This window comes from Marinobacter sp. PE14 (genome assembly GCF_053566155.1).
Map to the genome: position 1 here is coordinate 874,803 of NZ_JBQXNY010000001.1, position 24,474 is coordinate 899,276.

The following is a 24,474-nucleotide window of genomic DNA, read 5'->3' on the forward strand; positions in this document are numbered from 1 at the left end:
GTTCAGTCCAGCTCGAAGGTGGCGCTCACTGAGGCCTGGATTTCCCGCTCACCCACGCTTGAAACCGTATCCGACATGGACTTTGCCTCCGCCATCATCATGGGTGCCGGGCGGTGTCCGCCATTGATATTGATGGTGACCACATCACCGCAGGTCTGATCGAGCTGACTGGCCACGAATCGGCACCGGGCCTGGGCGTCTGCGATAGCTCTGGCAAGTGCTTCCTGTTCCATACCTGGCTCATCCGAGTGGAAGAACTGGTGAGGGCCGAGACGGTAATCCAGGCCCACAGCCTGGGCCTGCTGAAGCAGGGGATTGAGCAGAGTAAGGTCACTGATGCTGAAGCTGATGGTCTGGGAGGCGACGGCCTGCTTGCGGGGCTCCTCCTCCCTTTGCGATGCGGGCAGAGTTCGGGTGTAAAGGTTCACCGACGCGTCTGAGTAGTCATTGAGCTGATCCCGGTACTCGGTAATCCCCTCGCGCCACTGCTCCATCAGAGCCGCTACCCGTTCGGTGGCCTTCTGGGGAAGTTCGTGCTCGGCACTTGCTGTGAACTGGAGTCTGGCGCTGTCGGGCTCGTATCGGACACTGCCCTCGCCGGTGAGCGTCACTTCGCCCGCCATTGCCAGGGCAGGTACTGTGAGAGCGAGAGGGAGAAGAAAGCCGGACTTCAGGTTTAAACGGAGCTTGCGATTCCGTCCGTTCATGGTAGTGCCTCCTTTGGAAACCGTTGGTGGGTCAGGCGTTGTTGGAATCCGGTTCCAGACGCGCCAGTTTGTATCGGCGGGCGGCATCCACAAACTGGCCAAAGATGCGTCGGTGTCCGCCATGGTAGAGCAGGTATTCCGGGTGCCACTGGATGCCCGTGAGCCATTGGCGTCCGGTGCTTTCAATAGCCTGTACAAACAGATCATTATCCACTGCAGTCACACGCAGGTTTCGGCCCAGGCGCTTGATGGCCTGGCTGTGAATCCGGTTGGCGCCGATCACCGGGGAGCGCATGGCTTGCTCAAGCCGGCTGTGCGTTACCAGACGCACGGTTTGCAAGGGCAACAGCAGCGGGCGATGCCGGGTATTGACCCTCAGTGGTGTCACATTCTGGCACAGGGATCCGCCGTGGAAAACGTTGATGAGCTGGGCGCCGCGGCAAATCCCGAGTACGGGAATGCCAATGGCCTCAGCTTGCTCAAGCAGCGACTGATCGGTTTTATCCCGCTTGCGGTCATAGTTTGCGGTCACCTGCGGCTCCTGCCCATAACGCTCCGGATGGACGTGGGTGCCGCCTGACAGCACCAGGCCATCAAGCATGGCCACGGCGACCCGCGCCCCGGGGCGAATGTAGTGGGTTCGGGCACCGTGGAGACGCAGGCCAAGGCTGATCAGGCGATGGGCAAGGCTTTTGCGAGCGGGACCGCTGATGCCGATCGTCAGGCCCGGAACCTCAAGTTCCTGTTCTTTGGACTCTTCAGACATACCCGTTCTTGGCCAACCAGTCGTCGGTGGTTTCCCGCCAGCTGTGGGTCAGGTTGTGTAGATTCAGTTTCCGCCTTTCCCGGAATAGCCGACGCATGTCGGCCAGGTCGTCGGGGTTGTTGGCCAACTGCTCCAGAACGACCCAGTCGTTCCACACGGTTGAGAAATGCCAGCCGGGATTGTCGATGTCGCAATCCGGCAACCGGTAATGCAGGGTTGGCCTGCTTTTTATCCTGGGATCCTGAACATGGCGTTCCAGGCGTTCCTTGTCCAGGTGGGCAAACAGCGGAAGCAAGTCAAGCGCGCGATTGCGGGTGGGATTGAACTCCAGGTAATCCTCCATGAGCTCCCCGATGTTTGGATGATAGTTGTCTTCCATCAGGAGCTCGGTGTAGCGGCCGTGCCAGGGTTCAATATAGGTGGTGAATTTGCGGCTGACATCCAGTTGATGCCGGTGCTTGAGCCATTCGTACAGGGCCGCGAACGCCTGGAAGTAACGAACCAGGGTCTTCGGGCTGAGATCGGGCAACTCGGGATTCAGCTGCAGGCCAAACGCAAAATAGATGGCATCGCGGCTGCCCAGGGCGCCGGCGTTTCTGAGCTTGTCGACGAGAGTTTCAATCACCTCGACGCTGGAAAACTTCAGAGGCGGGCTTATGATCTCGAGGGGTACCACGCGCTCGGCCGCGGCGTCGATCACATCCATCGCCTGTCCACCGAGTTCACGAATGGATTCGGGGAGGCGCTCATCCGCCAGATCAAGATCCTTGATCGGATCGGAATCAAGCTCAACCGTAAAGTCGCCAAGGGCTGTCTGCAAAGTTGTTACATAGCGTGACTTTAGTTCGGGAGTGCCCTCCAGCATCTTCGCCGCCAATGTAACCAGCTCATCGTAGCCCAGGCCAGACAGTTCGATCTCGACGCCAACCCGGCGTTCCTTCCCTTCGTTCGTCTCTAGGATGTCAGGCATCCTGCAGGCACTGACTTGGGTCATGGTGCTCCCTGGTTCGTGAGGAATCGTGCCCTAACCATATCACACCGCTGTTGATCCTCATTATTAAGCAGATGCAAGAAAATCAGGGAGCTGACTTTACACTGGATAAAACACTGTATATAGTCAGTTTACTGTATAAAAAAACAGGGCGGCTGGAACAACTCTTCCGAGACGAAAATGTTTGCAGCGGCCCGATCCCGATATAGCGGAGTAGCTTGATGAAGCTGACAGCAAGACAGTCCCAGGTACTGGATATCATACGCCGATACGTCGACGAGACCGGCTACCCGCCAACTCGTGCTGAAATCGCGGCAGAACTGGGCTTCCGTTCGGCCAACGCCGCGGAGGAGCATCTTCGGGCTCTGGCAAGGAAAGGTGCCATCGAGATGGTGCCGGGAGCCAGTCGCGGCATCCGTTTGCCTGAGGCGGAGGAGGATCTGGGTCTTCCGGTTATTGGTCAGGTTGCAGCCGGTAGTCCGATACTTGCTCAGGAGCACATCGAGGATCACTGCACACTGCAGCCGGAATTCTTTTCGCCGTCTGCAGATTATCTTCTGCGGGTCCGGGGCATGAGCATGAAGGATATCGGTATTCTCGATGGCGACCTGCTGGCAGTTCACAGCACCCAGGATGTTCACAACGGCCAGGTGGTTGTTGCCCGGGTTGGCGATGAGGTCACGGTAAAACGCTTCCGTAAGGAAGGTTCGAAAGTCTACCTGATTGCCGAGAACGAAGAATTCGCACCGATCGAAGTGGACCTGACCGAACAGGAGCTGTTCATCGAGGGTCTGGGTGTTGGTGTTATCCGCCGCTCTGACCTGCACTGAGCGGTTCGGATAGCCTCAGATAGATTGAATAACGGGTGAATTATGGAACAAATGAGCTTTAATCAGAATCTGGCCTACAATCCCAATGCTCTGTCCTGTTCAGTGCCGGCAACCGCCGCCCGCGAGCGACGTTCCGTCATTCGCGCCCGACGCTCTCCGGAAACCAGAGAACCCAAAGTCTGTGGCAATGTGACGGAAATCATTCTGCCGGAAGGTCAGGTAGAAAATTTCCAGCTGCTGTTGCCAATGCTGACCCAGCTGAATCAGGAGAAGCGCTGGCTGGCCTGGATCGATCCGCCTCAGGCGCTGGTCAGCAAGTGGCAAAAAATGCACGGGATTGTCGCCGGCGAATTGCTGGTGCTGCGTTCAACACCGGATTATCCCGCCCAGGACCTGGCAGAGCGAGCCCTCAGTGCCGGTACCTGTCACGCGGTGGTTATGTGGACCCGTAAACTGGGCCGCACTGCCTTCGAATCCCTGCAAAGAGCCTCGGCCGAGGGTAATAGCCACGGCGTTGTTCTCAGGCAGCGTTAACCGATCAATGCAGAGTGTAGGAGGGCTGGGCGTCTGAGGCGTCCAGTTCGTCATCTTCCCAGTCGATATCGTGGGCAACATTGCCTACGGCCTCAATGCCAGCGGCAATCATTGCTTTGGCAACCGACATATCCCGGTCTTCCATCATTTCCCGGGCTTCTTCCGAAAAAGAGATTGTTACCAGTGGCGCACTGTCATCATCAATGCGGCGCAGGGCGTAATCGCCATTGGTCAATTGCACGATTTCAAAAAACGATGGTGACATTCAATAAACCTTCAAGTTAATACGATTTGAATAACCGGAGCTTGGAGTGGCTTACCACTCGCTGTGCTGCTCTTCCAGATCATCGGCAAAATGTTTGACGGCAGTCAGCGTTTTCATCAACGCGGACGACGATCGATCCGGGCCGGAGTCGGCTGACACCGCAATGATGTTCTCTTCGCTCACGGTTTTTTTGGTCGCCGGGGGTCTGCTTTGAGAGCGTTCGAGTTGCACCAGATGGTTCCACCAACTTCCTGATCGCTGCTCCAGCTCCTTCAGGCGGCCAATTTCACTCGGTTCTGGCCCGATAAGAGCGACCAGCTCATCCAGGGTTGAAGGCTCCTCTGATTTTCTCTGGTAAAGCCTGGCGATCATGACCAGCAACAGTTTTCGAGACCGCAGAAGCAGCTCGATCGATCCCTGAATAGCGGCTTCTCGGCGCAGCGCCTGCTCCGCTTCGTTGGGACGTTGTTCTTGACCCTCGGCTGTGGGCCGGTCGAGTGGCTGAAGCAGCGTGCGGGCGAGAAAGAGTTTTTGAGAAACCAGTGAGTGCCATTGCGAGGCCATGGAATACCTTCAATCCCCCAGCGCGGGTGTAACCCCGGAAAATTAATCTCTCACTCTACCATTTTCGGTATCAAATTTCTTCCACTGTCTGTGCGGGCAGGTTTCACAATAAAATACAAACAATCACTTGAAACGACCGTTTCAATTTGGCAAAAAGGCGCCCGGCTGTGCGAGTTCTGCTCGTGCCGGCTGCCCAACAGCATGAACTTCTGGAGGTGTAAGGGATGCGAAGCCAACTTGTTGCAGGTGTCGCACTGGTTTTTCTCGGGTTTTCCGGACAGGCTCTGTCCAAGGTCACGGCCGCCGAGGCCCAACGGCTTGGTGGTGAACTCACGCCGGTCGGAGCCGAAAAGGCGGGCAACCGCTCAGGCAGCATACCCGAATGGACCGGAGGTATGGCCACACCGCCGGATGGTTGGCGTGAAGGGCAAGTGGAAATTAACCCGTTTCCCGAAGATGAGGCGCTTTTCGTTATTACCTCCGACAACCTGGAGCTATACAGGGACAAGCTTTCAGACGGTCACATTGCCATGCTGGAGAAGTATGGGCCCGACTTTTTCATGCCGGTTTACCAGACCCGACGGACCGCCGCGTTTCCCGAGCATGTCTACGACAAGTTTCGCGAGAACGCTCTGACAGCGCATTTGCTGGATAACGGTAACGGCGTTCGCGACACCATCATGACCAGCCCCTTCCCGATTCCAAAGGATGGTCTGGAGGTTATCTGGAACCATATCCTGCGCTATCGGGGCGAAGAGATTTCGCTGCGTAGTGCGTCCGCAACGCCCCAGAGGGATGGCTCCTACAACCCTGTGGTCAATGATTACGACTACTTCTTCGCCTACAGCCAGAGGGGCGCGGAGCTGGCGGAAATCGATAACAAGATTTTTTACCTGAAGACGGACACTATCTCGCCGTCGTCACTGGCCGGCACCATCACGCTGGTGCATGAAACGCTTGATCAGGTGCGGTCGCCGCGTCTTGCGTGGCGGTACGATTCCGGTTCCCGTCGTCTTCGCCGGTCGCCCAACCTGGCCTACGAAACCGACCTGCCGAATTCATCCTCACTGCGTTCCGTCGACCAAAAAGACATGTATAACGGTGCGCCCAACCAGTACGACTGGGAACTCAAAGGCAAGCGAGAGCTGTTCGTGCCCTACAATGCCTACAAGCTGCACGGGCCGGAAATCGAAGCCGACGACGTGATCCGTCCGGGCCATATCAACCAGCAGCTTACCCGCTACGAACTGCATCGGGTTTGGGTGGTCGAAGCAAAGCGCCGTACTGGTATCAGTCACATTTACGACCGCCGCGTGTTCTACCTGGATGAAGACAGCTGGCAGATCCTGGCGTCCGAGGAATACGATGCAGACGGGAACCTGTGGCGGGTGTCGGAAGCTCACAACATCAGCTATTACAGTGAGCCGGTATTCTGGACTACCATGGAAATGACCTATGACCTGAAGGCGGAGCGTTATTACGTTGATGGACTTGATGATGGATTCCCGGCGTACGATTTCGCCCCCGGGTTCCGGGGCAGTGAATTTACTGCCTCAGCCGCCCGTCGTGCTGCCCGCCGTTGATTCCCAAGGAGACCGACATGGCAGACCCGCACACTCACCTTGATCATCTCGATCAGCTGATCGCCGATCTTGGTCGCGCTCTCGCAGACAAAAACTGGGAAGCGATGACCAGTCTTAACGAGAAGGTGAAGCCGGCAGTCGAGCCCCTGATGGCTGCGCTGGAAGCGGGAGAGGTCGAGGCGGAGCCGGTGAGGCTCCGCTTGCAGGAGCTGCAGCAGTTTATTGACGCAGCTGATGAATCGGCCAGAATGGCCCGCAAGGAGGCGGAAGATGGCCTGAAGGGTGTAAACAGGAACCGGAGTGCGGCCAAGGCCTACCAGAACGTTTCTTCGAATCGACCAAAATAGCGTCATAAAATTGACTCTGGGGTTCTTACAGTCTTAAATACCGCACAAATCCCCCAAGAGATTCGGTTGAATGTCTAAAAATAACAAAGTGCTGGTGCTGAGCGAGGATGATTCAAGATTGCGGGACATAGTCACCATTCTTGATTTCATTGGCGAGGAGCAGGTCCTTGCCGGCGATGAAGCCAGGGCACTTTTGAGCAGTGGTGATGAGGAAAGCCTTGCAGATATCGCAGTCGCGGTGGTGAACGGCGAGGATGCAGGAGTCACCGAGGCGATTAGCGCTGTGTGTGATGCCGTTCAGGGCGTTCCGTTTCTGGTCGTTGATCACCCTGAGCTCAAGGGGCTGTCCGACGAGGCTAGCGGCCGCATTATCGCTCGCATGGAATGGCCGCTCAATTACACCAAGTTCGTGGATTCGCTCTACCGTGCCCAGATCTATCGGGATCAGTTCAGCCGTTCCCGGGAGCGTGGCCAGCAGCGCGGCTTGCAGCTCTTCCGGAGCCTTGTGGGAACCAGTCGAAAAGTCCAGCAGGTGCGCCAGCTGATGGAGCAGGTGGCGGATAAGGACGTCAGCGTTCTTATCACCGGCGAGTCCGGTACCGGCAAGGAGGTCGTCGCCCGAAATCTGCATTACCATTCTTCCCGACGGGATAAGCCTTTTGTACCGGTGAACTGTGGCGCCATTCCGGCGGAGCTGCTGGAAAGCGAGCTGTTCGGCCACGAAAAAGGCGCCTTTACCGGAGCCATCACGGCCCGGGTAGGGCGCTTCGAGATGGCCGAGGGTGGCACCCTGTTTCTCGATGAGATCGGAGACATGCCGCTTAACATGCAGGTCAAGATTCTCCGGGTTCTGCAGGAGCGCACCTTCGAGCGGGTGGGCAGCAATCGCACCCTGTCTGCAGACGTACGGGTAATCGCCGCCACCCATAAGCACCTGGAAGACATGATTGAGTCCGGGGATTTCAGGGAAGACCTCTATTATCGCCTGAATGTGTTCCCCATCGAGATGCCGGCCCTGCGTGACCGGGTGGAAGACATTCCCCTGCTGATTAACGAACTCATTTCCCGGATGGAAAAAGAGAAGCGTGGATCGCTGCGGATGAATTCCGCAGCCATCATGAGCCTGTGCCGGCACGACTGGCCCGGCAATGTGCGTGAACTGGCGAATCTTGTCGAACGCCTGTCGATCATGCATCCCTACGGTGTCATCGGCGTGCAGGAGTTGCCCAAGAAGTTTCGCTACGTTGACGACTATGATGAGAACCGCCCGGTGGAGGACACCGGGATGCCTTCCGGTATTCCTGGCCTGGTGGGCCTGGATGCCCCGGCATTGCTGCCGGTGAACGGTATCGACCTGAAGGATTATCTCTCCAACCTCGAGAAACAGCTGATCCAGCAGGCGCTCGACGAGGCCGGCGGCGTTGTGGCCAGGGCTGCCGAGAAGCTGCGGATCCGACGCACTACTCTGGTAGAGAAGGTTCGCAAGTACGGGCTGAGGGAAGAGGAATCCGAGGAGTCCTGAGCCGGATCGTCCGGATTTTAAAGCTCCTGTAGCGGCGTCAAAGGTTCGTAACCTGAGGCGCCGTTCCCGTTTCTGACCGACGTAAAATTGGCATCACTCTCTTGCTGCATTCTCTTTCCTCCTGAAATATATAGAAAAAATCAAGTTGGCACGGTGCTGGCTTAACAACCTGCAAACGAAGTATCCGAACTATGAGGCCCGAACCGACGGGCCGATCGGGGAGTCAGGTTATGAGTCAGGCACAATTTGTTCTTCAGTCCGGCGCGGGCGGCACAAAGACCAACGCGGCGGCGGACGTCAACGACAAGGTTACCGCCCTGTTTCCGGAGCAGGACGATGAGGCGGTGGATACCGCCCTGGAATTGTTCAACCGGATGTCGCGACAGATCACTGACTCCTACCGGACCCTCGAATCCCGGGTCAACCAGCTTTCCGGTGAGCTGAACCAGGAATCGCTCCAGCGTCAGCAGGAGCTTGAAGAAAAAGAACAGCTGGCAGATCGTCTGTCTACCTTGCTGAACGCACTGCCTGCCGGCGTTGTGGTTCTGGATAGTCAGGGCGTGGTAACGCAGACCAACCCGGCAGCCATTGCGCTTCTCGGGGAGCCCCTCGACGGTGCCCGCTGGGTTGATGTCATCCATCGCTGTTTTGCGCCCCGGCGGGACGATGGTCACGAAGTGTCTCTGAAGGATGGCCGCAGGGTCAGCATCGAGATCCGGACCATGGAAAACCAGCCCGGCCAGTTGATTTTGCTGACCGACCTCACCGAAACCCGGCATCTGCAGGCGCAGCTGGCTCACGCCCAGCGTCTGTCTGCCATGGGCAAGATGGTTGCGTCCCTCGCCCACCAGATCCGTACCCCGCTGTCCGCGGCCATTCTGTACGGTGGTCATTTAAGCCAGGAAGACCTGGACGAAGAAATGCGTCAGCGCTGTGCTTCCCGACTGATGTCTCGCCTGACCCACCTGGAGCAGCAGGTGCGGGATATGCTGATCTTCGCTCGCGGCGAGACCCGGCTGGCAGAGGAGCTGTCTGCCGGCAAATTGGTCTCGGCACTGGCTTCGGCAGTCGAGGGGCTGAAGCTGGCTCCCGGCGCAAACGTGAATCTCGAGAACGAAATCTCCAGCGACTGCCGGCTGATGTGTAATCGGGATGCCCTTGTTGGCGCCTGTACCAATCTCGTTAATAACAGCCTTGAGGCCGGCGCTACCCAGGTTGCAATTCGGGTAACCGAGGAAAGCGGGGAACTGGTGATTCGGGTTGTGGATAACGGCCCGGGTTTTGAGTCCTCGGACGCTGCCCGGCTGACCGAAGCTTTTTATACAACCAAGTCTCATGGCACGGGTCTCGGCCTTGCTGTGGTGCAGGCCGTTATCAAGGCGCACCAGGGACGGTTTTCCATTGAATCGCCGGAGCAGGGCGGTGCTGTTGCCACCCTGCGTTTGCCGCAATTACGTAACAGACACTGATCGGAGGCAACCATGGCCAAGGCCCAGATTCTGATTGTTGAGGACGACCATGACCTGCGTGAAGCGCTGGTAACCACCCTTGAATTGGCAAAATTCCGGGTGCGGGAAGCGTCGAATGCCAGCGAAGCCCTAGAGCGACTGGCGGAGTCCCCGGTGGATATGGTGGTCAGCGATGTCAATATGCCGGGTCTGTCAGGACATCAGTTGCTGGCTGAGGTTCAGCGTCTCTATCCGGGGCTGCCAATGATGCTGATCACGGCTTATGGCCAGATCAGCGATGCGGTATCGGCCATGCAGGCCGGCGCTATCGATTATCTGGTGAAGCCATTCGAACCTCGGTTTCTGGTGGATGCCGTTAGCAAGGTTGTTGGCGGTGGGCGCGAGAAAGCCAGTGATGAGCCGGTGGCAGAAGACCCCATCAGCAAGCGGATGTTCCAGCTGGCGACTAAAGTGGCCGGCAGCGACTCCACCGTCATGATTTCGGGGGAAAGCGGAACCGGCAAGGAAGTCCTTGCCCGGTTTATTCACCAGCAGTCCCCGCGGTCAGAGCAGCCATTTGTGGCCATCAACTGTGCCGCAATACCGGAAAACATGCTGGAGGCCATCCTGTTCGGTCATGAAAAAGGTGCCTTTACCGGTGCCGTCGCCTCCTCACCCGGCAAATTCGAGCAGGCCAACGGCGGCACCATTCTGCTGGACGAGATTTCGGAGATGGATCTGGGGCTTCAGTCCAAGCTATTGCGGGTATTGCAGGAGCGGGAAGTGGAGCGGGTTGGTGGTCGCAAGACCATCAGTCTGGATGTCCGTGTCGTAGCGACCACCAACCGGGATCTGGCGGACTACGTGCGAGAGGGGAAGTTCCGGGAAGACCTCTACTACCGTCTGACAGTGTTCCCGATGCACTGGCAGCCGCTTCGGGAGCGGCCGCTGGATATTATGCCGCTGGCCACGTCGCTGCTAAAAAAGCACTGCCGTAAAATGAAGCTGACCGGGATTACCTTCGCCCAGGATGCGAAGAGCGCACTCATGCACCATCAATGGCCGGGGAATGTCCGCGAGCTGGATAATGCCATCCAGCGAGCTCTGGTGCTGCACCAGGGTAATGTCATTCATTCCGGCGATCTGTGTCTGGAGCTGGGCATCACCGGGCGTCCGGATATACGCAGCTTGGAGCCGGTTTCGCAACCCGAAACCGTTGCCAGCACAACAGGCGAGGCGGACATTTCAGACTCTAGAAGTTCCTCTTTCGAACAGCCGTCTCAAGGGCAGGGTGACGATCCGGATGGCGCGGTTTCGTTGGGAGATGATCTGAGGCAGCAGGAATTCCGTATTATTATTCAGACCCTCCGGAAAGAGCGTGGGCGTCGCAACAGGGCCGCAGAGCAGTTGGGGATAAGCCCCCGCACACTCAGGTATAAGCTGGCCCAGATGCGCGACGCTGGAATCGATCTGGACGCCGAAATGGCCTTGGTCTGACCCCCTGCAAGACGAACTCCTTCATTGGCACCCCTCGGGGTGCCGTTTTTTTAACTTCCGTTCCCCATGCCTGTGCGGGCATCTTGTCTGTCGTCAAAAGTCCGTCATGGAACTTTCATGACTCCATTTTCATATCCATAACTAGCTGATATTAATAACTAAAATCTAATTGGCCTGCCAATTGCTTAATCGAAGCTAAGATCATCCCAAGAGCAATTCCGTCCCTGGGAGGGCGGAGCCAGGAGAGAGTTATGGTTCAGCGTGCCGACATCAACAGTGTTTTGTCCGATATTCGGTCCCTGCGTTCACAGATGATGCAGAACCAGCGGGTCGAGCAGGATCAATCGGTTCGTGGTCGCATAGACGGCCCTCGCCAGGTTCAGGAAACCCAGGAGACGCCCAGCTTCAATGACATGCTGAGCAACGCGGTGAACAACGTGAACGACCTCCAGAAAACGGCGGGGGATCTGCGAACCGCATACGACATGGGCGATCCGAACGTGGACATTACCCGCGTGATGATTGCCGCCCAGAAATCCTCTGTCTCCTTCGAAGCGCTGACCCAGGTACGTAACCGGGTGGTTCGGGCCTACGAAGACATTATGAACATGCCGATCTGATAACGGAGCAGAGTCATGGCCAGCGTACCTGCAGAAACCAACGCCTCCAACATGCCGGCGGCCCGCGAGGGCGACGCGCCAGAGAGTCGTAGCGACCTGTTTATGGGGTTCAACCGGCTCAACCTGCTGCGCCAGATCGGCCTGATGGTTGGGCTTGCCGCCAGCGTGGCGCTGGGGCTGGCGGTCGTGCTCTGGGCTCAGGAGCCGAACTACCAGCCGGTGGTCGGCGATCTGTCTTCCTATAACCCGCAGGACGTCACCAGTATCCTCGACAGCAGCGGAATCGACTACAAGATGGATCCCCGCACCGGCGCGTTGCTGGTGCCCTCCGATCAGGTCTATGACGCGCGCCTGAAACTGGCAGCGGAGGGGGTCACAGATCGTCAAACCATGGGCTACGAGTTGCTGGACCAGGAGCGTGGTCTGGGTACCTCCCAGTTCATGGAAACCATCTCCTACCGCCGCGGGCTTGAGGGCGAGCTGGCGCGCACCGTTGCCAGCATGCGTGGCGTTCGGAATGCCCGCGTGCACCTGGCAATCCCGGAGCGCTCCGTGTTTGTTCGCGATGCCCGCGATCCGTCTGCCTCGGTCTTTCTTGAAGTGTTTGCTGGCCGGCGCCCGGAACAGGAGCAGATCAACGCCATTGTGAACCTCGTTGCCGGCAGCGTTCCCATGATGAGCAAGGAGCACGTGACTGTAGTTGACCAGAACGGCAATCTTTTGACCGGCAAGGAAAGCCAGAGTAACGCCGATCAGATGGCGGACCAGTACGAGTACACATCCAAAGTTGAGGAGCGACTGACACGTCGGGTTGCCTCTCTCATCGGACCCATAGTGGGCGATGGCCGCTATCGTGCAGAAGTGTCGGCGGATCTGGATTTTTCCTCGGTGGAGCAGGCAGAGGAATTGTTCAACCCTGAACAGCAGGCGGTCCGCAGTGAACGCGAGCTTACCGAGCAGCGCACTGCCGGCGCCCAGGGCGGCATTCCCGGAGCGCTGGCAAACCAGCCGCCGGCCGATGCAACGGTTCCAGAACAGGCTGCCGGGGGTGATGGTGAGCAGGCCGCGCCGGCACCGGTCAACGTGCGCCGTGAATCCACGCGGAATTACGAAATGGATCGTACCGTCAGCTACCGACGTCAGGAGCTCGGCAGAGTCAAACGAGTGACCGTGGCTCTGGCGGTGGACGACATGAAAGTGGTGGATCCGCAGACGGGCGACGTCAGCTACGAGCCCTGGCCGGAGCAGGAGTTACAACGGCTTAGCATGCTGGTTCGGGATGCTGTGGGCTATTCAGCTGCCCGGGGTGACAGTGTTACGGTAATGAATACCGCATTTGCGCCGGAAGAATCCGTTGAATTCGAGGCACCGGCCTTCTGGGAGCAGCCCTGGTTCTGGGATCTGATGAAGCAAGTGCTTGCAGGCCTGGTGATTCTGGTGCTTGTGTTGGGGTTGCTGCGCCCGACGCTCAAAAGCCTGTCCGGCGGTGGCCAGCGGGAACGCGGCCTGGATTCCGGCTCAGGCAGTGGCGGCGGTTACGGCGGCCTTGATGACATCGAGGGCGGAGATGAGCTTCGCAAGGCCATGTCCGCCCAGGATGATCTGCTTTTGCCGGGTGCTACAGACGGTTATGATAGGCAGCTGAACGCATTGAAAGGGCTGATTGCCGAAGACCCGGCGCGGGTCGCACAGGTAATGCGCCAGTGGGTGAACGTCGATGACTGAGCAAGCCAATCAACAGGGTGGCGGTGAGCCGTCAAAGCCGCAGCGGAAAATTCCGCGTGTGGAGCAGGCTGCGATTCTGCTCATGTCACTGGGCGAAGCGGATGCCGCAGAAATCCTTAAGCACATGGGCCCAAAAGAGGTTCAGCGTGTGGGTGTGGCCATGGCCCAGATGAAAGATGTCAGCAAGGACGAAGTCACCTACGTGATGAACCAGTTTGTTGATGCCGTCGGTGGCCAGACCGGGCTTGGCGTAGGCAATGACGAGTATATCCGGACGATGCTCACCCAGGCGCTCGGCGACGATAAGGCATCGAGCCTGATCGACCGCATCCTGATTGGCGGCAATACCACCGGCCTCGACACCCTCAAGTGGATGGAGCCCCGGGCCGTTGGCGACATCATTCGCTATGAACACCCGCAAATCCAGGCCATTGTTATTTCCTACCTGGATCCGGATCAGGCCGCTGAAATTCTTGGCACCCTGGACGAAAAGGTCCGCCTTGATGTGATGATGCGTGTTGCGTCACTGGAGAGTATCCAGCCCCAGGCCTTGCAGGAACTCAACGATATCCTGGAGAAGCAGTTCTCGGGTGGCGCCGCCTCCCAGACCAGCCGCATTGGCGGGGTCAAGCGGGCAGCGGACATCATGAACTTCATGGATCGGAGCATCGAAGGCAATCTGATGGATTCCATAAAGGATATGGATCCGGACCTTGCCAGCACCATTGAAGACCTGATGTTCGTGTTCGACAACCTCAAGGAAGTGGACGACCGCGGAATCCAGGCGCTGTTGCGGGAAGTGTCCTCGGAAGTGCTGGTGGTGGCCCTCAAGGGCGCCGACGAGGAGGTTCAGAACAAGATCTTCAAGAACATGTCGAAACGCGCTGCGGAATTGCTGCAGGATGATCTTGAGGCCAAGGGGCCAGTCAAGGTCAGCGAAGTTGAATCCGCCCAGAAAGACATCATCACCATTGCACGCCGTATGGCCGAGGCCGGTGAAATCTCCCTCGGCGGTGCCGGCGAAGAAATGATGTAATGAAAGATTCCACCCGTGACGTCAATCGCATTCCCAAGGAACAGCTGACCGCCTATGAACGGTGGGAGCTGCCCCTGCTGGATGCCCGTGGCAATGAAGTAGCGCGGGAAGAGGAGCGCGAGGTCAAACCCCTGACCGCCGCCGACATTGACGAGATCCGCGAGGCGGCCCGGGAAGACGGCTATAACGAGGGCCGGGAACAGGGTTACCAGGATGGCCTGAAGGCCGGCAAGGAGGAAGGTCATCAGGAGGGGCTGGAAACCGGCCTGGCAGAAGGCAGGGAGAAGGGCAAAAGCCAGGGCTACGACGATACACGCAAGGAAATCGACACCAAGCTTGACCGTCTCGAACATCTGCTCGGTGAGTTGCTGCTGCCGATCAAACGCCACGAGGACGAACTTGAAACCTCTCTGGTGAACCTGACCACGGTTCTGGCACGGGCGGTGGTTTATCGTGAACTGACCATCGACTCGTCCCAGATCCTTCACGTGGTTCGCCGCGCCATGGAGGCGTTACCCTCCACCGCTGAAAACATCCGCATCCACATAAATCCGGAAGACTGTGAAATGGTCCGCGAGGTGACCGCCCGCGTTGAAGCGTCCGCTTCCGTCATTGAAGACGCCAGTGTTCTGCCCGGTGGCTGCAAGGTGGAAACCCGCCATAGCCTGGTGGATTTCACGGTCGAAAAACGCTTCCAGCGGGCCGTGCAGAGCATGCTGGACCAGCAGATGAGCGACAGTGAGGGCGGAGAAACCGAGGAACTGGATTCCATGATGGAAGACCTGACCGGTTTCCATCGGGACGTGCTGGATTCCACGGAGACCGGGGAACCCTCAGACGATCCGAAGCCGGCGCAAAATACAGGTGACGGTGATGACATCGAGCCTCGCTGATCGCCTCAATCGCTTTCAGGGCTTCCTGGGAAACGAGCCCGAACCTGAACTTTCCGGCCGACTGACCCGCATGGTGGGCCTCACCCTCGAATGTGTCGGCTGCCCCATGGTGGTCGGTGACCGCTGTGTCATCTTTGGCCAGAACACCGGTAATGTTGAGGCGGAAGTGGTGGGCTTCGAGGACGACCGGGTGTATCTGATGCCCCTGACAGCAATCGAGGGACTCAAGCCCGGTGCCAGAGTTGTGCCTCTGTCTGCCGCAAGCCGGGTGCCGGTCGGCCCCCAGTTGCTTGGCCGGGTGGTCGATGGCAGTGGCGAGCCCCTGGACGGTAAAGGCCCCTTGCAGGCCGAAGCCCGCGTCGCGCTCACCGGCGATATTATCAACCCGCTGAACCGCGCCCCGGTGCGGCAGTCGATGGATGTTGGTATTCGGGCGATCAATGCGTTGATGACCGTCGGCCAGGGTCAGCGCCTGGGTCTGTTTGCCGGCAGTGGCGTGGGCAAGAGTATGTTGCTGGGCATGATGACCCGCTTTACCGATGCCGACATCACCGTGGTCGGCCTGATTGGTGAGCGGGGCCGTGAGGTCAAGGAGTTTATCGAAGACATCCTGGGCGAAGAGGGCCTTTCCCGCTCGGTGGTGGTGGCCGCGCCCGCGGACGATTCGCCACTGATGCGGTTGCGCGCCGCCATGCTGACCACCCGGATTGCCGAGTATTACCGGGATCAGGGCAAACGCGTGCTCCTGTTGATGGATTCCCTGACCCGTTACGCCCAGGCCCAGCGGGAGATTGCACTTGCCGTGGGTGAGCCGCCGGCGACCAAAGGCTACCCGCCCTCGGTGTTCGCCAAACTGCCCCAGTTGGTGGAGCGAACCGGCAATGGCCGTCCCGGAGGTGGTTCTATCACAGCGTTTTATACCGTGCTTACCGAAGGCGACGACCAGCAGGATCCGATCGCAGACGCTGCGCGGGCGATTCTGGATGGCCACATCGTACTTTCCCGCCGGCTTGCTGAAGAAGGACACTACCCCGCCATTGATGTGGAGGCGTCGATCAGCCGGGTGATGCCGCAGGTTACCGAGACCGAACATTTTGCCAGGGCCCAGCGATTCAAGCAGGTGTATTCCCGCTACCAGCAGGCCCGGGATCTGATTTCTGTCGGCGCTTACGTGAAGGGTTCCGATCCCGAGACCGATTTCGCCATCACTCACATCGGCAATATGCGCCAGTTCCTGCAGCAGGGGCTGAATGAGAGTGCACCGCTGAAGGAGAGCGTCGACCAGTTGCTGGCGGTGGTGCCAGAGCGTCGCTCCCCCGATCGGCGCAAGTCGGCCGTGCCGAATCCGGCAGCCGGTGGCGGAGGTGATGCCTGATGCTGCGTTCCCGGCGCCTGGAAGTGGTTCTCTCCCTGGAGGAGCGCAAGGAGCAGGAAGCCCTGGAGCGAATGGGCGAGGCCAGAACGCTGGCGGAGCAGCAGCGCGAACAGGTCCAGAACCTGAATCGCTACCAGCAGGAGTATCGGGATCAGATTCGCAACAGCCAGCAGGGCGTTGTGCAGGTGTCCAGACTCCAGGCGTGGCAGGCTTTTATTGCGCAATTGGATCAGGTAATCCGGCAGCAGCAGAAGCAGCTGGAGCAGGCGGAAAAGGTCTTCGAGGCGCGCAAAAAGGAATGGCAGCAGGCCTGGGAGCGTCGGCGGGGCATGGAAAAGTACATCGAAACCTGCCGCCAGCAGGAGCAGAGGGAGCAGGATCTCCGGGAGCAGAAGCTCTCCGACGAGGCAGCGGGCCGGGCCTTCAACCAACGTCGACGTTGAATCTTGCTTCGCATCAAGCAAATACAGATGCAAAATCAGACCACTCAGCTATCCTTATCGGATGTAGGGCTGGTGTAATACGCCGGTCAAATGCTGCTCTTGATAGCCCGGGAGGTTTTGGAATGCCGATCCAGACGCGCCGCGATGATGACGGTCAGACTCTTGTTATCAGGATAGAGGGGCGTTTCGACTTCAGTACCCATCAGGCGTTCCGTGATGCCTACGAGCACGGTGATCCGCACATCCGGAATTACATTGTGGACCTTTCTGACACCACCTACCTGGATAGCTCGGCCTTGGGAATGCTGTTGTTGCTCCGTGATTACGCCGGAGGCGACAGTGCCCGAATCGTCATCGAAAACTGCAATAACGATGTCCGTCGTATTCTTTCCATCTCCAATTTCGAGCAACTTTTCAATATCCGCTGATGCTCGCGGACTGCCGGAGTACTCATGGATGATTCCGTTGCAGAACATAGCCGTCCCCTGAGAATACTTATCGCTGACGATTCAGACAGCGATCGCCTGATCCTCAAAACACTGCTGAAGCGATTGGGACATGAGGTCCTCGATGTGGCAAACGGGCTGGATGCGGTCTCTGTTTTCCAGCGGGAGGCGCCGGATCTGGTGCTGCTGGATGCCCTGATGCCGGTTATGGATGGCATGGAAGCGGCCCGTCAGATCAAGCTCCTGGCCGGCGAACGGCTGGTCCCCCTGATTTTTCTGACCTCCCTGTCTGAAGCCGGGGCCCTGGCCCGATGCCTGGAGGCCGGTGGCGATGACTTTCTGGGAAAGCCCTATAACCGGATCATCATTGAAGCCAAGATCAAGGCCTTCAACCGAATGCGATTGATGCACCGGACCCTCTCCGATCAGCGGGATCTCATCCGTGAGCGGAACCGACAACTCACCGAAGAGCAGGAAATCGCCAAGCGGGTCTTCGATAACGTGGCCCATTCCGGCTGCCTTGATGCCCCCAATATTCGCTATCACGCTTCGCCCCAGTCCATTTTCAATGGTGATGTGCTGTTTGCCTCGCCTCGGCCGGCGGGCGGGATGCTGATCTTCATGGGGGATTTCACCGGCCATGGTCTGCCGGCTGCCATCGGCGCCATGCCCGTAGCAGAGATCTTCTACGGCATGGCCAATAAGGGCTTTAATGGCCAGGACGTGTTACGCGAGATCAACCAGAAACTCAAACGGATTCTGCCCACGGGCATGTTCTGCTGTGGCGCCATGATCGAGGCGGATTTCAAGCTTAATCAGGTGCAGATCTGGAACGGCGGTCTGCCCGATGGCTGGCTGATCCGGACCTCGGGAGAGCAGCTGGCATTGCCATCACGGCATCTTCCCCTCGGTATCCTCGCGCCGGATCAGTTCAATGCCGATTTCGAGAGGGTTGGTGCCGCCCCCGGTGACCGGGTGTTGATGATGACCGACGGCTTTCTGGAATCTGCCGACAGCGCCAGCAATGTGTTCGGTGAGCAGGGCGTTACCGGCACGCTTGATCGGCTCGACCGTGGTGACCATCCGTTTGATGCCATGGTGTCCGCGGTTCACCGTTTTACCGGCAACTTTGAGGATGGCGATGACCTGACGCTCTGCTGTCTGGAAATGATGGACGAGGCGGGTCTGGCTACCCTGCCAGATCGTGCCGCACCGTCTGCTCTTGCCGGGCCGGCGGAATGGCGGTGCACCTATGAAATTCGGGAAAGGACCCTCGGAGAGTTCAGCCCCCTACCTCTGTTGCTTCATATCTGCATGGAGGTGCCGGGCCTCCGGCGGAAGAGCGGCGAAATCTATACCCTGCTGGCGGAACTCTACAACAACGCGCTGGAACACGGTGTCCTGGAGCTCCCATCAGAATGGAAACACTCACCGGAGGGCTTTGGCCGCTACTACGCGGAGCGCAATCGGCGCCTGGCCGACGTGGAGGGCCACTACATCCGGTTCACACTGCACCATTCCCTGAAACCGGATGGAGGCCGGCTTCGTGTTATCTGTGAGGACAGCGGCCAGGGGTTTGATTTCCGCAATCATCCCAGCGTGGCCCCCGGTAGTTCCCCAACGACGAGCGGGCGCTATGCGGGGCGGGGCCTGCTGCTGTTGAAACGTCTGGCGGAGACCATCAGGTTTCATGAACAGGGCAATCATGTTGAAATTGTCTATGATTGGCAGTTCGCCCGTACAGCGGAGAATCGAAATGACTGATAAACCACACCTGGACGAGGAGGCACTGGCTGAGCTTCGAGACGTCATGGAGGACGAATTCGAAGTGCTGATACAGACCTATGTTGCAGATTCCCGGGACAGAATTCGGGGACTGCAAGAAGCCCTGAGAGCTGACGATAGTGACGCCTTTGCCAAGACGGCACACAGCTTCAAGGGCAGTTGTATCAATATTGGCGCCCCACGGCTTGGCCATCTCTGCCTGAAGGCGGAAATGGCAGGAAAGGAGTCCCGGCTGGACGATGCCTCGGGGTTGCTCGATGACATCACCCGGGAATTCGAACAGGTAATCGTGGGCCTGGATGGTTTGATGGTGGGGTGAATCAGATTGATTCAGGCCGTTTGTCAGACGAAGCAGGTGTGCGCTGGCATCACAATTGCTTTGTCCTTCGCATTGAGTGGATTCACCGCCCATGCACCGGCCAGGTTCGGCAAGGTGAGGGCGACAATGCGATAAAAGCGGCAAGAGGTTGCCATGGCCCAGATGGTTCTTCCCCAAACCCCCGCGCCCGGGACGCAGAAAGATCCCGGCCCGTCCAAGTCCGGAACCAGCCGGGATCCGGCTGACAGGAAAAACGATTTTGACTCTGTCTCCCAGGCGGAGCAAAAGCGGCTCGATCGCCAGAAGGCGGACCGGAACGCCGAGGCCAAATCTGCCGATGAATCCCGGGCGGCCCGGGACACGTCTTCAGAGACGAAAACCGAAGCAAACGCGAACGCTGATCCAAAGGGTGGCGATAAAGCCGACGCTGCCACGGATGCTGAATCACGGGAAGCGGGCGAGGCCGCTGTTGCCGGTGATGGCAAATCAGAGCCGACGGCGCTTCCGCTTACCTTTGTCGAGCTGCAGTCCTGGCTGAACCCAAAAGCCGGAGGTGCTGGTGAGTCCACCATGTCAGTTACAGTGCCGGGAGCTGGCGCCAACGCTGCCAGCGGTGGTTCGGGCCAAACGAATTCGGTTGCCGGAGTGTTCAGTGGCCTTCTCTCAGGGGCCCCGGGTCAGAAAGCTCAGTCCGCATCCGGTGGTGTCACCGGCGATGCCACACTGACAGACGCGATGAAAGCCTCAGTGCTCACCGAGACGGGCCGCAATGCGGATTCCGGCTCGTTGATCAATTCTGGCCGCTTCCAGTCCGCCATGGATCTGGTGTCCCAGCAAGCGGCCAATAATGCCAATGGGGCAGCGAAACTGATGGCCGAGAACGCTGCACCGTTGCGAGGTTATGCTACGTCCATTGATGTGCCGGTTGGCCATGCAGAGTGGGGTGACAAATTGGTAGGCAAGCTCAGTTGGCTGACCGCCCGCAACATGTCGGTTGCCGAAATCCACCTGACACCGCCGGACATGGGACCCATGGAGGTCAAGGTCCGGGTGCAGAACGAACAGGCGAATATTACGGTCCATTCGGCCAATCCCGTGGTCCGTGACCAGCTTGAACTGCATTCCCACCGGCTCAGGGATATGCTGGGTGAGCAGGGTCTGTCCCTGGCGGGCTTCGATGTTTCCGATTCGCCTCACCAGCAGACCGGCGAACAGGGCGCTGGAAATGATGATGGCTCCGGTGGCGGCTCGGCATCGCTGATTGCTGGCGATCAGGACGATGAAGGCATTAGCTCCGGCAGCCTTGATCTCAGCTGGAAAGGCGAAGTAGACATCTTCGCCTGATACCCTTCGATATTCTCTTCCAATCTCCTTTGCCCATCCTTCCCGGCAACGCTAAACTGCTGTTCTGAACGGGAAGGTTGGGTGTTCTGGCCCGCCCTTTGCATCCAATCCTGAAAAGTCGCGGAAAATTACTCCCCGTGACGGATTTCTGGCAAAGCGAACATTATGGCTGAAAATAACGATTCTGAAGCGGCTCCTGCCAAGAAGGGAAAACTGAAGCTGATCATCATGCTGGTTGTGGTGGTGATCCTGGCCATTGTGCTGTCTGTGGTGGGTACCTTGTGGTTCCTGGGCGGCGGTCTTCCGGGCATGGGTGAGGAAGAGGGCGACGCAACCGAGGTTGCCGAGGAAACCTTTATTCCCAGCAGCTACTACCTGATCGAAAAAGCCATCGTTACCACGGTTCAGGCCGAGGGTCGCCAACGCTACGCCCAGGCGTATCTGGCGCTGGAGTCCACCGACCCACAGGCGCTTGAAGCTGCCAAGCTGCACATGCCTCTGATTCGAAGCCAGCTGGTGACAGTCCTGGGAAGCAGTAACTTCAACGAGCTGCAGACACCCGAGGGCCGGAGTGGCTTGGCCGAGCGGATGCTGACCACGGTGAATCAGGTGCTGGAGCAGGAAGGCGAGCCCGCCATCAAGCGGGTGTTATTCAGAAATTTTGTCGTGCAATAGCGCACGGGCCACGGTACGTCAGGGGCAGGACTAAGTATGCAGGACTTGTTGTCACAGGACGAAATCGATGCGCTCCTCCACGGGGTGGACGACGGTGACATTGATACCTACGAAGAGACCGATGACACCGGTATAAAGTCCTATGACCTTGCCAGTCAGGACCGCATTGTCCGGGGCCGGATGCCGACCCTGGAGATGATCAACGAGCGCTTTGCCCGTTACACCCGGATCAGCCTGTTCAACCTCATGCGTCGCAACGCCGATGTCTCCACCGGCGGCGTCCAGATCATGAAGTTCGGCGAGTATATTCACACCCTTTACGTGCCCACCAGTCTTAACCTGTGTAAGGTTCGCCCGCTTCGAGGCACCTCCCTGTTCGTGCTGGATGCCAAGCTGGTTTTCAAGCTGGTGGACAACTTCTTCGGTGGGGAGGGGCGGCACGCCAAGATTGAGGGTCGCGAGTTCACCCCGACCGAGACCCGCATCGTCCAGATGGTTCTGGATCAGGTGTTCCACGATATGAAGGAAGCCTGGCACGCGGTACTCAAGGTGGATTTCGAGTACCTGAGCTCGGAAGTGAACCCGGCCATGGCCAACATCGTCAGTCCCAGTGAAGTGGTTGTGGTCAGCACCTTCCACATTGAGCTCGACGGTGGCGGCGGTGAACTGCACTTTGCCTTGCCCTATTCCATGATCGAACCCATCCGCGACGTGCTCGATGCCGGGGTTCAGAGTGATATTGACGATGTTGATGAGCGCTGGGTGAACGCGCTTCAGGAAGACATCAAAGAGGTCAACGTACCGATCAACACAACGGTCTGTCGTCGGCGTATCTCACTGCGGGATATCGCCAAGATGAAGGCTGGCGACATTATCCCAGTGGAGGTGCCCGAGCATTTGACGGTCACCGCCAACGGCATCCCCGTTTACAAGGCAACTCTGGGGACTCGTGACGGGAAACTGGCACTGCGGATTCATGAGCGGGCATCAAGGCCCAAGGTGAAGAAACAATTCAAGGTGGGAAACAATGGCTGACGACGACAAGAAAGACGAGCAGGAACTCAGCGAGGACGAAAAGCTGGCTGCCGAGTGGGAAGCCGCCATGGAAGAGTCCGGGGATGAGGGCGAACGCGAGGACGAGTGGGCCGCTGCAATGGCAGAGGCCGGCGAAACCGGTGAAGCCGAGGACGATGTTCAGGCAGCGCCCATGGAGGAATTTGATAACGGAAGCGAGCCCGCCAAGGGTGGTGGTCCGGCTCCGGATATCGACGTCATTCTTGATATTCCGGTCACCATATCAATGGAGGTGGGTAACACTGAGATTCCGATACGGAACCTGTTGCAACTGAACCAGGGCTCGGTTATCGAGCTTGACCGCCTGGCGGGTGAACCCCTGGACGTGCTGGTAAACGGTACCCTGATCGCCCATGGCGAGGTGGTCATGGTGAATGAAAAGTTCGGCATCCGTCTCACCGATGTGATCAGCCCGGGCGAACGTATCAAGCGGTTGCAGAAGTAAAATGTGGTCCAAATTCATTGCGGTACTGGCGCTGCTGCTGATCAATCCGGCCTTTGCCCAGGAAACTGCCAAGACGGTTGCCCCTGATTCCCCTGTGCGTGCGCCGGATACCCTCGGCACCATTGTCAGTTTGGGGTTGGGGCTGGTGGCAGTGATTGCTGTCATTTATGGCTGCGCCTGGATTATTCGCCGTATGAACGGCATGACCGGCATGAATAACAACGCCATCAAGGTGGTGTCGGTGATGGCCATCGGTGCTCGCGAGCGTATCGCCCTGATTGAGGTGGGCGGCCAGCAGATCCTGTTGGGTATTACCCCATCGGCGATCCGGACCCTGCATGTGTTTGACGAGCCGGTTGTCGAGGCTGGCAGTGCCGGCTCCAGTGATTTTGCCCGGCGACTGCAGGGCATGATCGGCAAATCCTGGACTTCCCCGACAAGGAACGACTAGCCTAATGCTTGCGGCAACCATCAAGCGACTGCTTCCATCCCTGATTTTATTGGCGGGCTTTGTCTGGGCTCCACTGGCGCTGGCTCAGGAACCTTCCGGCATCCCCGGTATACCGGCTTTCACCGTGACGCCCGGAGAAGGCGAGGGCGCTCAGGAATACTCGGTAACCCTGCAGATCCTGGCGCTGATGACAGCGCTGACGTTCCTGCCGGCCATGCTCATGATGATGACGTCTTTTACCCGCATCATCGTTGTGTTTGCCATCCTGCGTCAGGCGATTGGCCTGCAATCCACGCCGTCGAACCAGATTCTTCTCGGCCTGGCTCTGTTTCTCAGCATCTTCATCATGAAACCGGTGCTGGAGGAGGCCAACCAGGTGGCGCTGCAACCCTACATGCAGGAGGAAGTGACCTCCCTGGAGGCGGTCGAGCTGGCCAGCCAACCGTTCCGTAAATTCATGCTGGAACAGACCCGCGAGAGTGACCTGGCCCTGTTCATGAGGATCTCCGACACGCAGTACGAAACGCCGCAGGACGTGTCCTTCTGGATACTGATGCCGGCATTCGTCACCAGTGAACTCAAGACCGCGTTCCAGATCGGGTTTATCCTGTTCATCCCGTTCCTGATTATCGACATGGTGGTGGCCAGTGTTCTCATGGCCATGGGTATGATGATGCTGTCACCAATCATCATCTCGCTGCCGTTCAAGATCATGCTGTTTGTTCTGGTGGACGGCTGGGCCCTGATCATGGGCACACTCGCCGCCAGTTACGGAATATAGGAGGCCCC

General features: G+C 58.3%; 27 protein-coding genes. 22 read left to right on the plus strand and 5 right to left on the minus strand.

All coding sequences use genetic code 11. The features are described from left to right. Window positions 1-2 precede the first annotated feature (2 nt). Genes ACWJ62_RS04170 through ACWJ62_RS04180 form a run of 3 tightly spaced genes read right to left on the minus strand, consistent with a single transcriptional unit; the run spans window position 3 to window position 2,467 of the window. Window positions 3-707, minus strand: a complete 705-nt coding sequence (locus ACWJ62_RS04170; RefSeq protein ID WP_449285052.1) for an SIMPL domain-containing protein — start codon at window positions 705-707, stop codon at window positions 3-5. Window positions 708-738: 31 nt separating this feature from the next. Next, window positions 739-1,473: a gamma-glutamyl-gamma-aminobutyrate hydrolase family protein gene (locus ACWJ62_RS04175; RefSeq protein WP_449285053.1), complete on the minus strand. Its 735-nt coding sequence runs from the start codon at window positions 1,471-1,473 to the stop codon at window positions 739-741. Beyond that, on the minus strand, window positions 1,466-2,467 hold the full coding sequence (locus tag ACWJ62_RS04180; RefSeq protein WP_449285054.1) for an amidoligase family protein: 1,002 nt from the start codon (window positions 2,465-2,467) through the stop codon (window positions 1,466-1,468). The genes ACWJ62_RS04175 and ACWJ62_RS04180 overlap by 8 nt, the downstream gene beginning before the upstream one ends. 215 nt (window positions 2,468-2,682) lie before the next feature. Between ACWJ62_RS04180 and lexA the strand changes: the two genes are divergently transcribed. Then, a complete protein-coding gene (lexA, locus tag ACWJ62_RS04185) occupies window positions 2,683-3,294 on the plus strand; it encodes a transcriptional repressor LexA (protein ID WP_008177448.1) in 612 nt (203 codons plus the stop codon). 42 nt (window positions 3,295-3,336) lie between these two features. Beyond that, on the plus strand, window positions 3,337-3,828 hold the full coding sequence (locus tag ACWJ62_RS04190; protein WP_449285055.1) for a cell division inhibitor SulA: 492 nt from the start codon (window positions 3,337-3,339) through the stop codon (window positions 3,826-3,828). Between the two features lie 4 nt (window positions 3,829-3,832). Here the strand turns inward: ACWJ62_RS04190 and ACWJ62_RS04195 are convergent, their stop codons facing one another. Beyond that, window positions 3,833-4,093: a hypothetical protein gene (locus tag ACWJ62_RS04195; RefSeq protein ID WP_449285056.1), complete on the minus strand. Its 261-nt coding sequence runs from the start codon at window positions 4,091-4,093 to the stop codon at window positions 3,833-3,835. 51 nt (window positions 4,094-4,144) lie between these two features. After that, a complete protein-coding gene (locus tag ACWJ62_RS04200; RefSeq protein ID WP_449285057.1) occupies window positions 4,145-4,657 on the minus strand; it encodes a DUF6586 family protein in 513 nt (170 codons plus the stop codon). Window positions 4,658-4,881: 224 nt separating this feature from the next. Here ACWJ62_RS04200 and ACWJ62_RS04205 point away from each other — a divergent pair, with 224 nt between their 5' ends. The 20 genes from ACWJ62_RS04205 (at window position 4,882) to fliP (ending at window position 24,466) form a co-directional block, all read left to right on the plus strand. Then, a complete protein-coding gene (locus ACWJ62_RS04205) occupies window positions 4,882-6,240 on the plus strand; it encodes a DUF1329 domain-containing protein (RefSeq protein ID WP_449285058.1) in 1,359 nt (452 codons plus the stop codon). Between the two features lie 17 nt (window positions 6,241-6,257). Further along, window positions 6,258-6,587 carry an SOS cell division inhibitor gene (locus tag ACWJ62_RS04210; protein ID WP_449285059.1) on the plus strand — a complete coding sequence of 110 codons (330 nt, stop codon included), beginning with the start codon at window positions 6,258-6,260 and terminating at the stop codon, window positions 6,585-6,587. 70 nt (window positions 6,588-6,657) lie between these two features. Next, window positions 6,658-8,109 carry a sigma-54 dependent transcriptional regulator gene (locus ACWJ62_RS04215; protein ID WP_449285060.1) on the plus strand — a complete coding sequence of 484 codons (1,452 nt, stop codon included), beginning with the start codon at window positions 6,658-6,660 and terminating at the stop codon, window positions 8,107-8,109. Between the two features lie 230 nt (window positions 8,110-8,339). Beyond that, window positions 8,340-9,578, plus strand: coding sequence for a sensor histidine kinase (locus ACWJ62_RS04220; RefSeq protein ID WP_449285061.1), 1,239 nt, complete (start codon window positions 8,340-8,342; stop codon window positions 9,576-9,578). Window positions 9,579-9,590: 12 nt separating this feature from the next. Beyond that, entirely contained in the window at window positions 9,591-11,054 is a 1,464-nt protein-coding gene (locus ACWJ62_RS04225; RefSeq protein ID WP_449285062.1) for a sigma-54-dependent transcriptional regulator, read from the plus strand. A 251-nt stretch (window positions 11,055-11,305) separates the two neighbouring features. Beyond that, window positions 11,306-11,674 (plus strand): flagellar hook-basal body complex protein FliE, encoded by a 369-nt coding sequence (gene fliE / locus ACWJ62_RS04230; RefSeq protein ID WP_008173058.1) that lies wholly within the window; start codon window positions 11,306-11,308, stop codon window positions 11,672-11,674. Between the two features lie 15 nt (window positions 11,675-11,689). After that, a complete protein-coding gene (fliF, locus tag ACWJ62_RS04235; protein WP_449285063.1) occupies window positions 11,690-13,399 on the plus strand; it encodes a flagellar basal-body MS-ring/collar protein FliF in 1,710 nt (569 codons plus the stop codon). Then, window positions 13,392-14,435: a flagellar motor switch protein FliG gene (gene fliG / locus ACWJ62_RS04240; protein ID WP_008173060.1), complete on the plus strand. Its 1,044-nt coding sequence runs from the start codon at window positions 13,392-13,394 to the stop codon at window positions 14,433-14,435. Before fliF ends, fliG begins: the two co-directional genes overlap by 8 nt. Beyond that, complete coding sequence (locus ACWJ62_RS04245) at window positions 14,435-15,328, plus strand: flagellar assembly protein FliH (RefSeq protein ID WP_449285064.1); 894 nt, start codon at window positions 14,435-14,437, stop codon at window positions 15,326-15,328. Before fliG ends, ACWJ62_RS04245 begins: the two co-directional genes overlap by 1 nt. After that, window positions 15,309-16,703 (plus strand): flagellar protein export ATPase FliI, encoded by a 1,395-nt coding sequence (fliI, locus tag ACWJ62_RS04250; RefSeq protein WP_449285065.1) that lies wholly within the window; start codon window positions 15,309-15,311, stop codon window positions 16,701-16,703. The genes ACWJ62_RS04245 and fliI overlap by 20 nt, the downstream gene beginning before the upstream one ends. Beyond that, window positions 16,703-17,146 (plus strand): flagellar export protein FliJ, encoded by a 444-nt coding sequence (fliJ, locus tag ACWJ62_RS04255; protein WP_449285066.1) that lies wholly within the window; start codon window positions 16,703-16,705, stop codon window positions 17,144-17,146. The genes fliI and fliJ overlap by 1 nt, the downstream gene beginning before the upstream one ends. 122 nt (window positions 17,147-17,268) lie before the next feature. After that, window positions 17,269-17,574, plus strand: coding sequence for an STAS domain-containing protein (locus ACWJ62_RS04260; protein ID WP_449285067.1), 306 nt, complete (start codon window positions 17,269-17,271; stop codon window positions 17,572-17,574). A 24-nt stretch (window positions 17,575-17,598) separates the two neighbouring features. After that, on the plus strand, window positions 17,599-19,356 hold the full coding sequence (locus ACWJ62_RS04265; protein WP_449285068.1) for a PP2C family protein-serine/threonine phosphatase: 1,758 nt from the start codon (window positions 17,599-17,601) through the stop codon (window positions 19,354-19,356). Beyond that, on the plus strand, window positions 19,349-19,696 hold the full coding sequence (locus ACWJ62_RS04270; protein WP_449285069.1) for an Hpt domain-containing protein: 348 nt from the start codon (window positions 19,349-19,351) through the stop codon (window positions 19,694-19,696). Before ACWJ62_RS04265 ends, ACWJ62_RS04270 begins: the two co-directional genes overlap by 8 nt. Before the next feature lie 153 nt (window positions 19,697-19,849). Next, a complete protein-coding gene (locus ACWJ62_RS04275) occupies window positions 19,850-21,040 on the plus strand; it encodes a flagellar hook-length control protein FliK (RefSeq protein ID WP_449285070.1) in 1,191 nt (396 codons plus the stop codon). A 165-nt stretch (window positions 21,041-21,205) separates the two neighbouring features. Continuing rightward, window positions 21,206-21,715, plus strand: coding sequence for a flagellar basal body-associated FliL family protein (locus tag ACWJ62_RS04280; protein ID WP_449285071.1), 510 nt, complete (start codon window positions 21,206-21,208; stop codon window positions 21,713-21,715). A gap of 36 nt (window positions 21,716-21,751) precedes the next feature. Beyond that, window positions 21,752-22,750 carry a flagellar motor switch protein FliM gene (fliM, locus tag ACWJ62_RS04285; RefSeq protein WP_449285072.1) on the plus strand — a complete coding sequence of 333 codons (999 nt, stop codon included), beginning with the start codon at window positions 21,752-21,754 and terminating at the stop codon, window positions 22,748-22,750. Next, on the plus strand, window positions 22,743-23,234 hold the full coding sequence (fliN, locus tag ACWJ62_RS04290; RefSeq protein ID WP_088556883.1) for a flagellar motor switch protein FliN: 492 nt from the start codon (window positions 22,743-22,745) through the stop codon (window positions 23,232-23,234). The genes fliM and fliN overlap by 8 nt, the downstream gene beginning before the upstream one ends. Before the next feature lies 1 nt (window position 23,235). Beyond that, window positions 23,236-23,685 (plus strand): flagellar biosynthetic protein FliO, encoded by a 450-nt coding sequence (gene fliO / locus ACWJ62_RS04295; RefSeq protein WP_449285073.1) that lies wholly within the window; start codon window positions 23,236-23,238, stop codon window positions 23,683-23,685. A 4-nt stretch (window positions 23,686-23,689) separates the two neighbouring features. Further along, window positions 23,690-24,466: a flagellar type III secretion system pore protein FliP gene (gene fliP / locus ACWJ62_RS04300; RefSeq protein WP_449285074.1), complete on the plus strand. Its 777-nt coding sequence runs from the start codon at window positions 23,690-23,692 to the stop codon at window positions 24,464-24,466. The last annotated feature ends 8 nt before the right edge of the window (window positions 24,467-24,474 follow it).

What these genes read in the sequence shown, in the direction of transcription:
- fliF (WP_449285063.1), top strand. Translation starts at nt 11,690, where the DNA reads ATGGCCAGCGTACCTGCAGAAACCAACGCCTCCAACATGCCGGCGGCC.
- ACWJ62_RS04245 (WP_449285064.1), top strand. Translation starts at nt 14,435, where the DNA reads ATGAAAGATTCCACCCGTGACGTCAATCGCATTCCCAAGGAACAGCTG.
- fliP (WP_449285074.1), top strand. Translation starts at nt 23,690, where the DNA reads ATGCTTGCGGCAACCATCAAGCGACTGCTTCCATCCCTGATTTTATTG.
- ACWJ62_RS04175 (WP_449285053.1), bottom strand. Translation starts at nt 1,473, where the DNA reads ATGTCTGAAGAGTCCAAAGAACAGGAACTTGAGGTTCCGGGCCTGACG.
- ACWJ62_RS04225 (WP_449285062.1), top strand. Translation starts at nt 9,591, where the DNA reads ATGGCCAAGGCCCAGATTCTGATTGTTGAGGACGACCATGACCTGCGT.
- ACWJ62_RS04265 (WP_449285068.1), top strand. Translation starts at nt 17,599, where the DNA reads ATGGATGATTCCGTTGCAGAACATAGCCGTCCCCTGAGAATACTTATC.
- fliN (WP_088556883.1), top strand. Translation starts at nt 22,743, where the DNA reads ATGGCTGACGACGACAAGAAAGACGAGCAGGAACTCAGCGAGGACGAA.
- ACWJ62_RS04205 (WP_449285058.1), top strand. Translation starts at nt 4,882, where the DNA reads ATGCGAAGCCAACTTGTTGCAGGTGTCGCACTGGTTTTTCTCGGGTTT.
- fliO (WP_449285073.1), top strand. Translation starts at nt 23,236, where the DNA reads ATGTGGTCCAAATTCATTGCGGTACTGGCGCTGCTGCTGATCAATCCG.
- fliI (WP_449285065.1), top strand. Translation starts at nt 15,309, where the DNA reads ATGACATCGAGCCTCGCTGATCGCCTCAATCGCTTTCAGGGCTTCCTG.
- ACWJ62_RS04280 (WP_449285071.1), top strand. Translation starts at nt 21,206, where the DNA reads ATGGCTGAAAATAACGATTCTGAAGCGGCTCCTGCCAAGAAGGGAAAA.
- fliM (WP_449285072.1), top strand. Translation starts at nt 21,752, where the DNA reads ATGCAGGACTTGTTGTCACAGGACGAAATCGATGCGCTCCTCCACGGG.
- ACWJ62_RS04270 (WP_449285069.1), top strand. Translation starts at nt 19,349, where the DNA reads ATGACTGATAAACCACACCTGGACGAGGAGGCACTGGCTGAGCTTCGA.
- ACWJ62_RS04275 (WP_449285070.1), top strand. Translation starts at nt 19,850, where the DNA reads ATGGCCCAGATGGTTCTTCCCCAAACCCCCGCGCCCGGGACGCAGAAA.
- ACWJ62_RS04220 (WP_449285061.1), top strand. Translation starts at nt 8,340, where the DNA reads ATGAGTCAGGCACAATTTGTTCTTCAGTCCGGCGCGGGCGGCACAAAG.
- ACWJ62_RS04260 (WP_449285067.1), top strand. Translation starts at nt 17,269, where the DNA reads ATGCCGATCCAGACGCGCCGCGATGATGACGGTCAGACTCTTGTTATC.
- ACWJ62_RS04190 (WP_449285055.1), top strand. Translation starts at nt 3,337, where the DNA reads ATGGAACAAATGAGCTTTAATCAGAATCTGGCCTACAATCCCAATGCT.
- ACWJ62_RS04195 (WP_449285056.1), bottom strand. Translation starts at nt 4,093, where the DNA reads ATGTCACCATCGTTTTTTGAAATCGTGCAATTGACCAATGGCGATTAC.
- ACWJ62_RS04210 (WP_449285059.1), top strand. Translation starts at nt 6,258, where the DNA reads ATGGCAGACCCGCACACTCACCTTGATCATCTCGATCAGCTGATCGCC.
- fliE (WP_008173058.1), top strand. Translation starts at nt 11,306, where the DNA reads ATGGTTCAGCGTGCCGACATCAACAGTGTTTTGTCCGATATTCGGTCC.
- ACWJ62_RS04170 (WP_449285052.1), bottom strand. Translation starts at nt 707, where the DNA reads ATGAACGGACGGAATCGCAAGCTCCGTTTAAACCTGAAGTCCGGCTTT.
- fliJ (WP_449285066.1), top strand. Translation starts at nt 16,703, where the DNA reads ATGCTGCGTTCCCGGCGCCTGGAAGTGGTTCTCTCCCTGGAGGAGCGC.
- ACWJ62_RS04180 (WP_449285054.1), bottom strand. Translation starts at nt 2,467, where the DNA reads ATGACCCAAGTCAGTGCCTGCAGGATGCCTGACATCCTAGAGACGAAC.
- ACWJ62_RS04215 (WP_449285060.1), top strand. Translation starts at nt 6,658, where the DNA reads ATGTCTAAAAATAACAAAGTGCTGGTGCTGAGCGAGGATGATTCAAGA.
- ACWJ62_RS04200 (WP_449285057.1), bottom strand. Translation starts at nt 4,657, where the DNA reads ATGGCCTCGCAATGGCACTCACTGGTTTCTCAAAAACTCTTTCTCGCC.
- fliG (WP_008173060.1), top strand. Translation starts at nt 13,392, where the DNA reads ATGACTGAGCAAGCCAATCAACAGGGTGGCGGTGAGCCGTCAAAGCCG.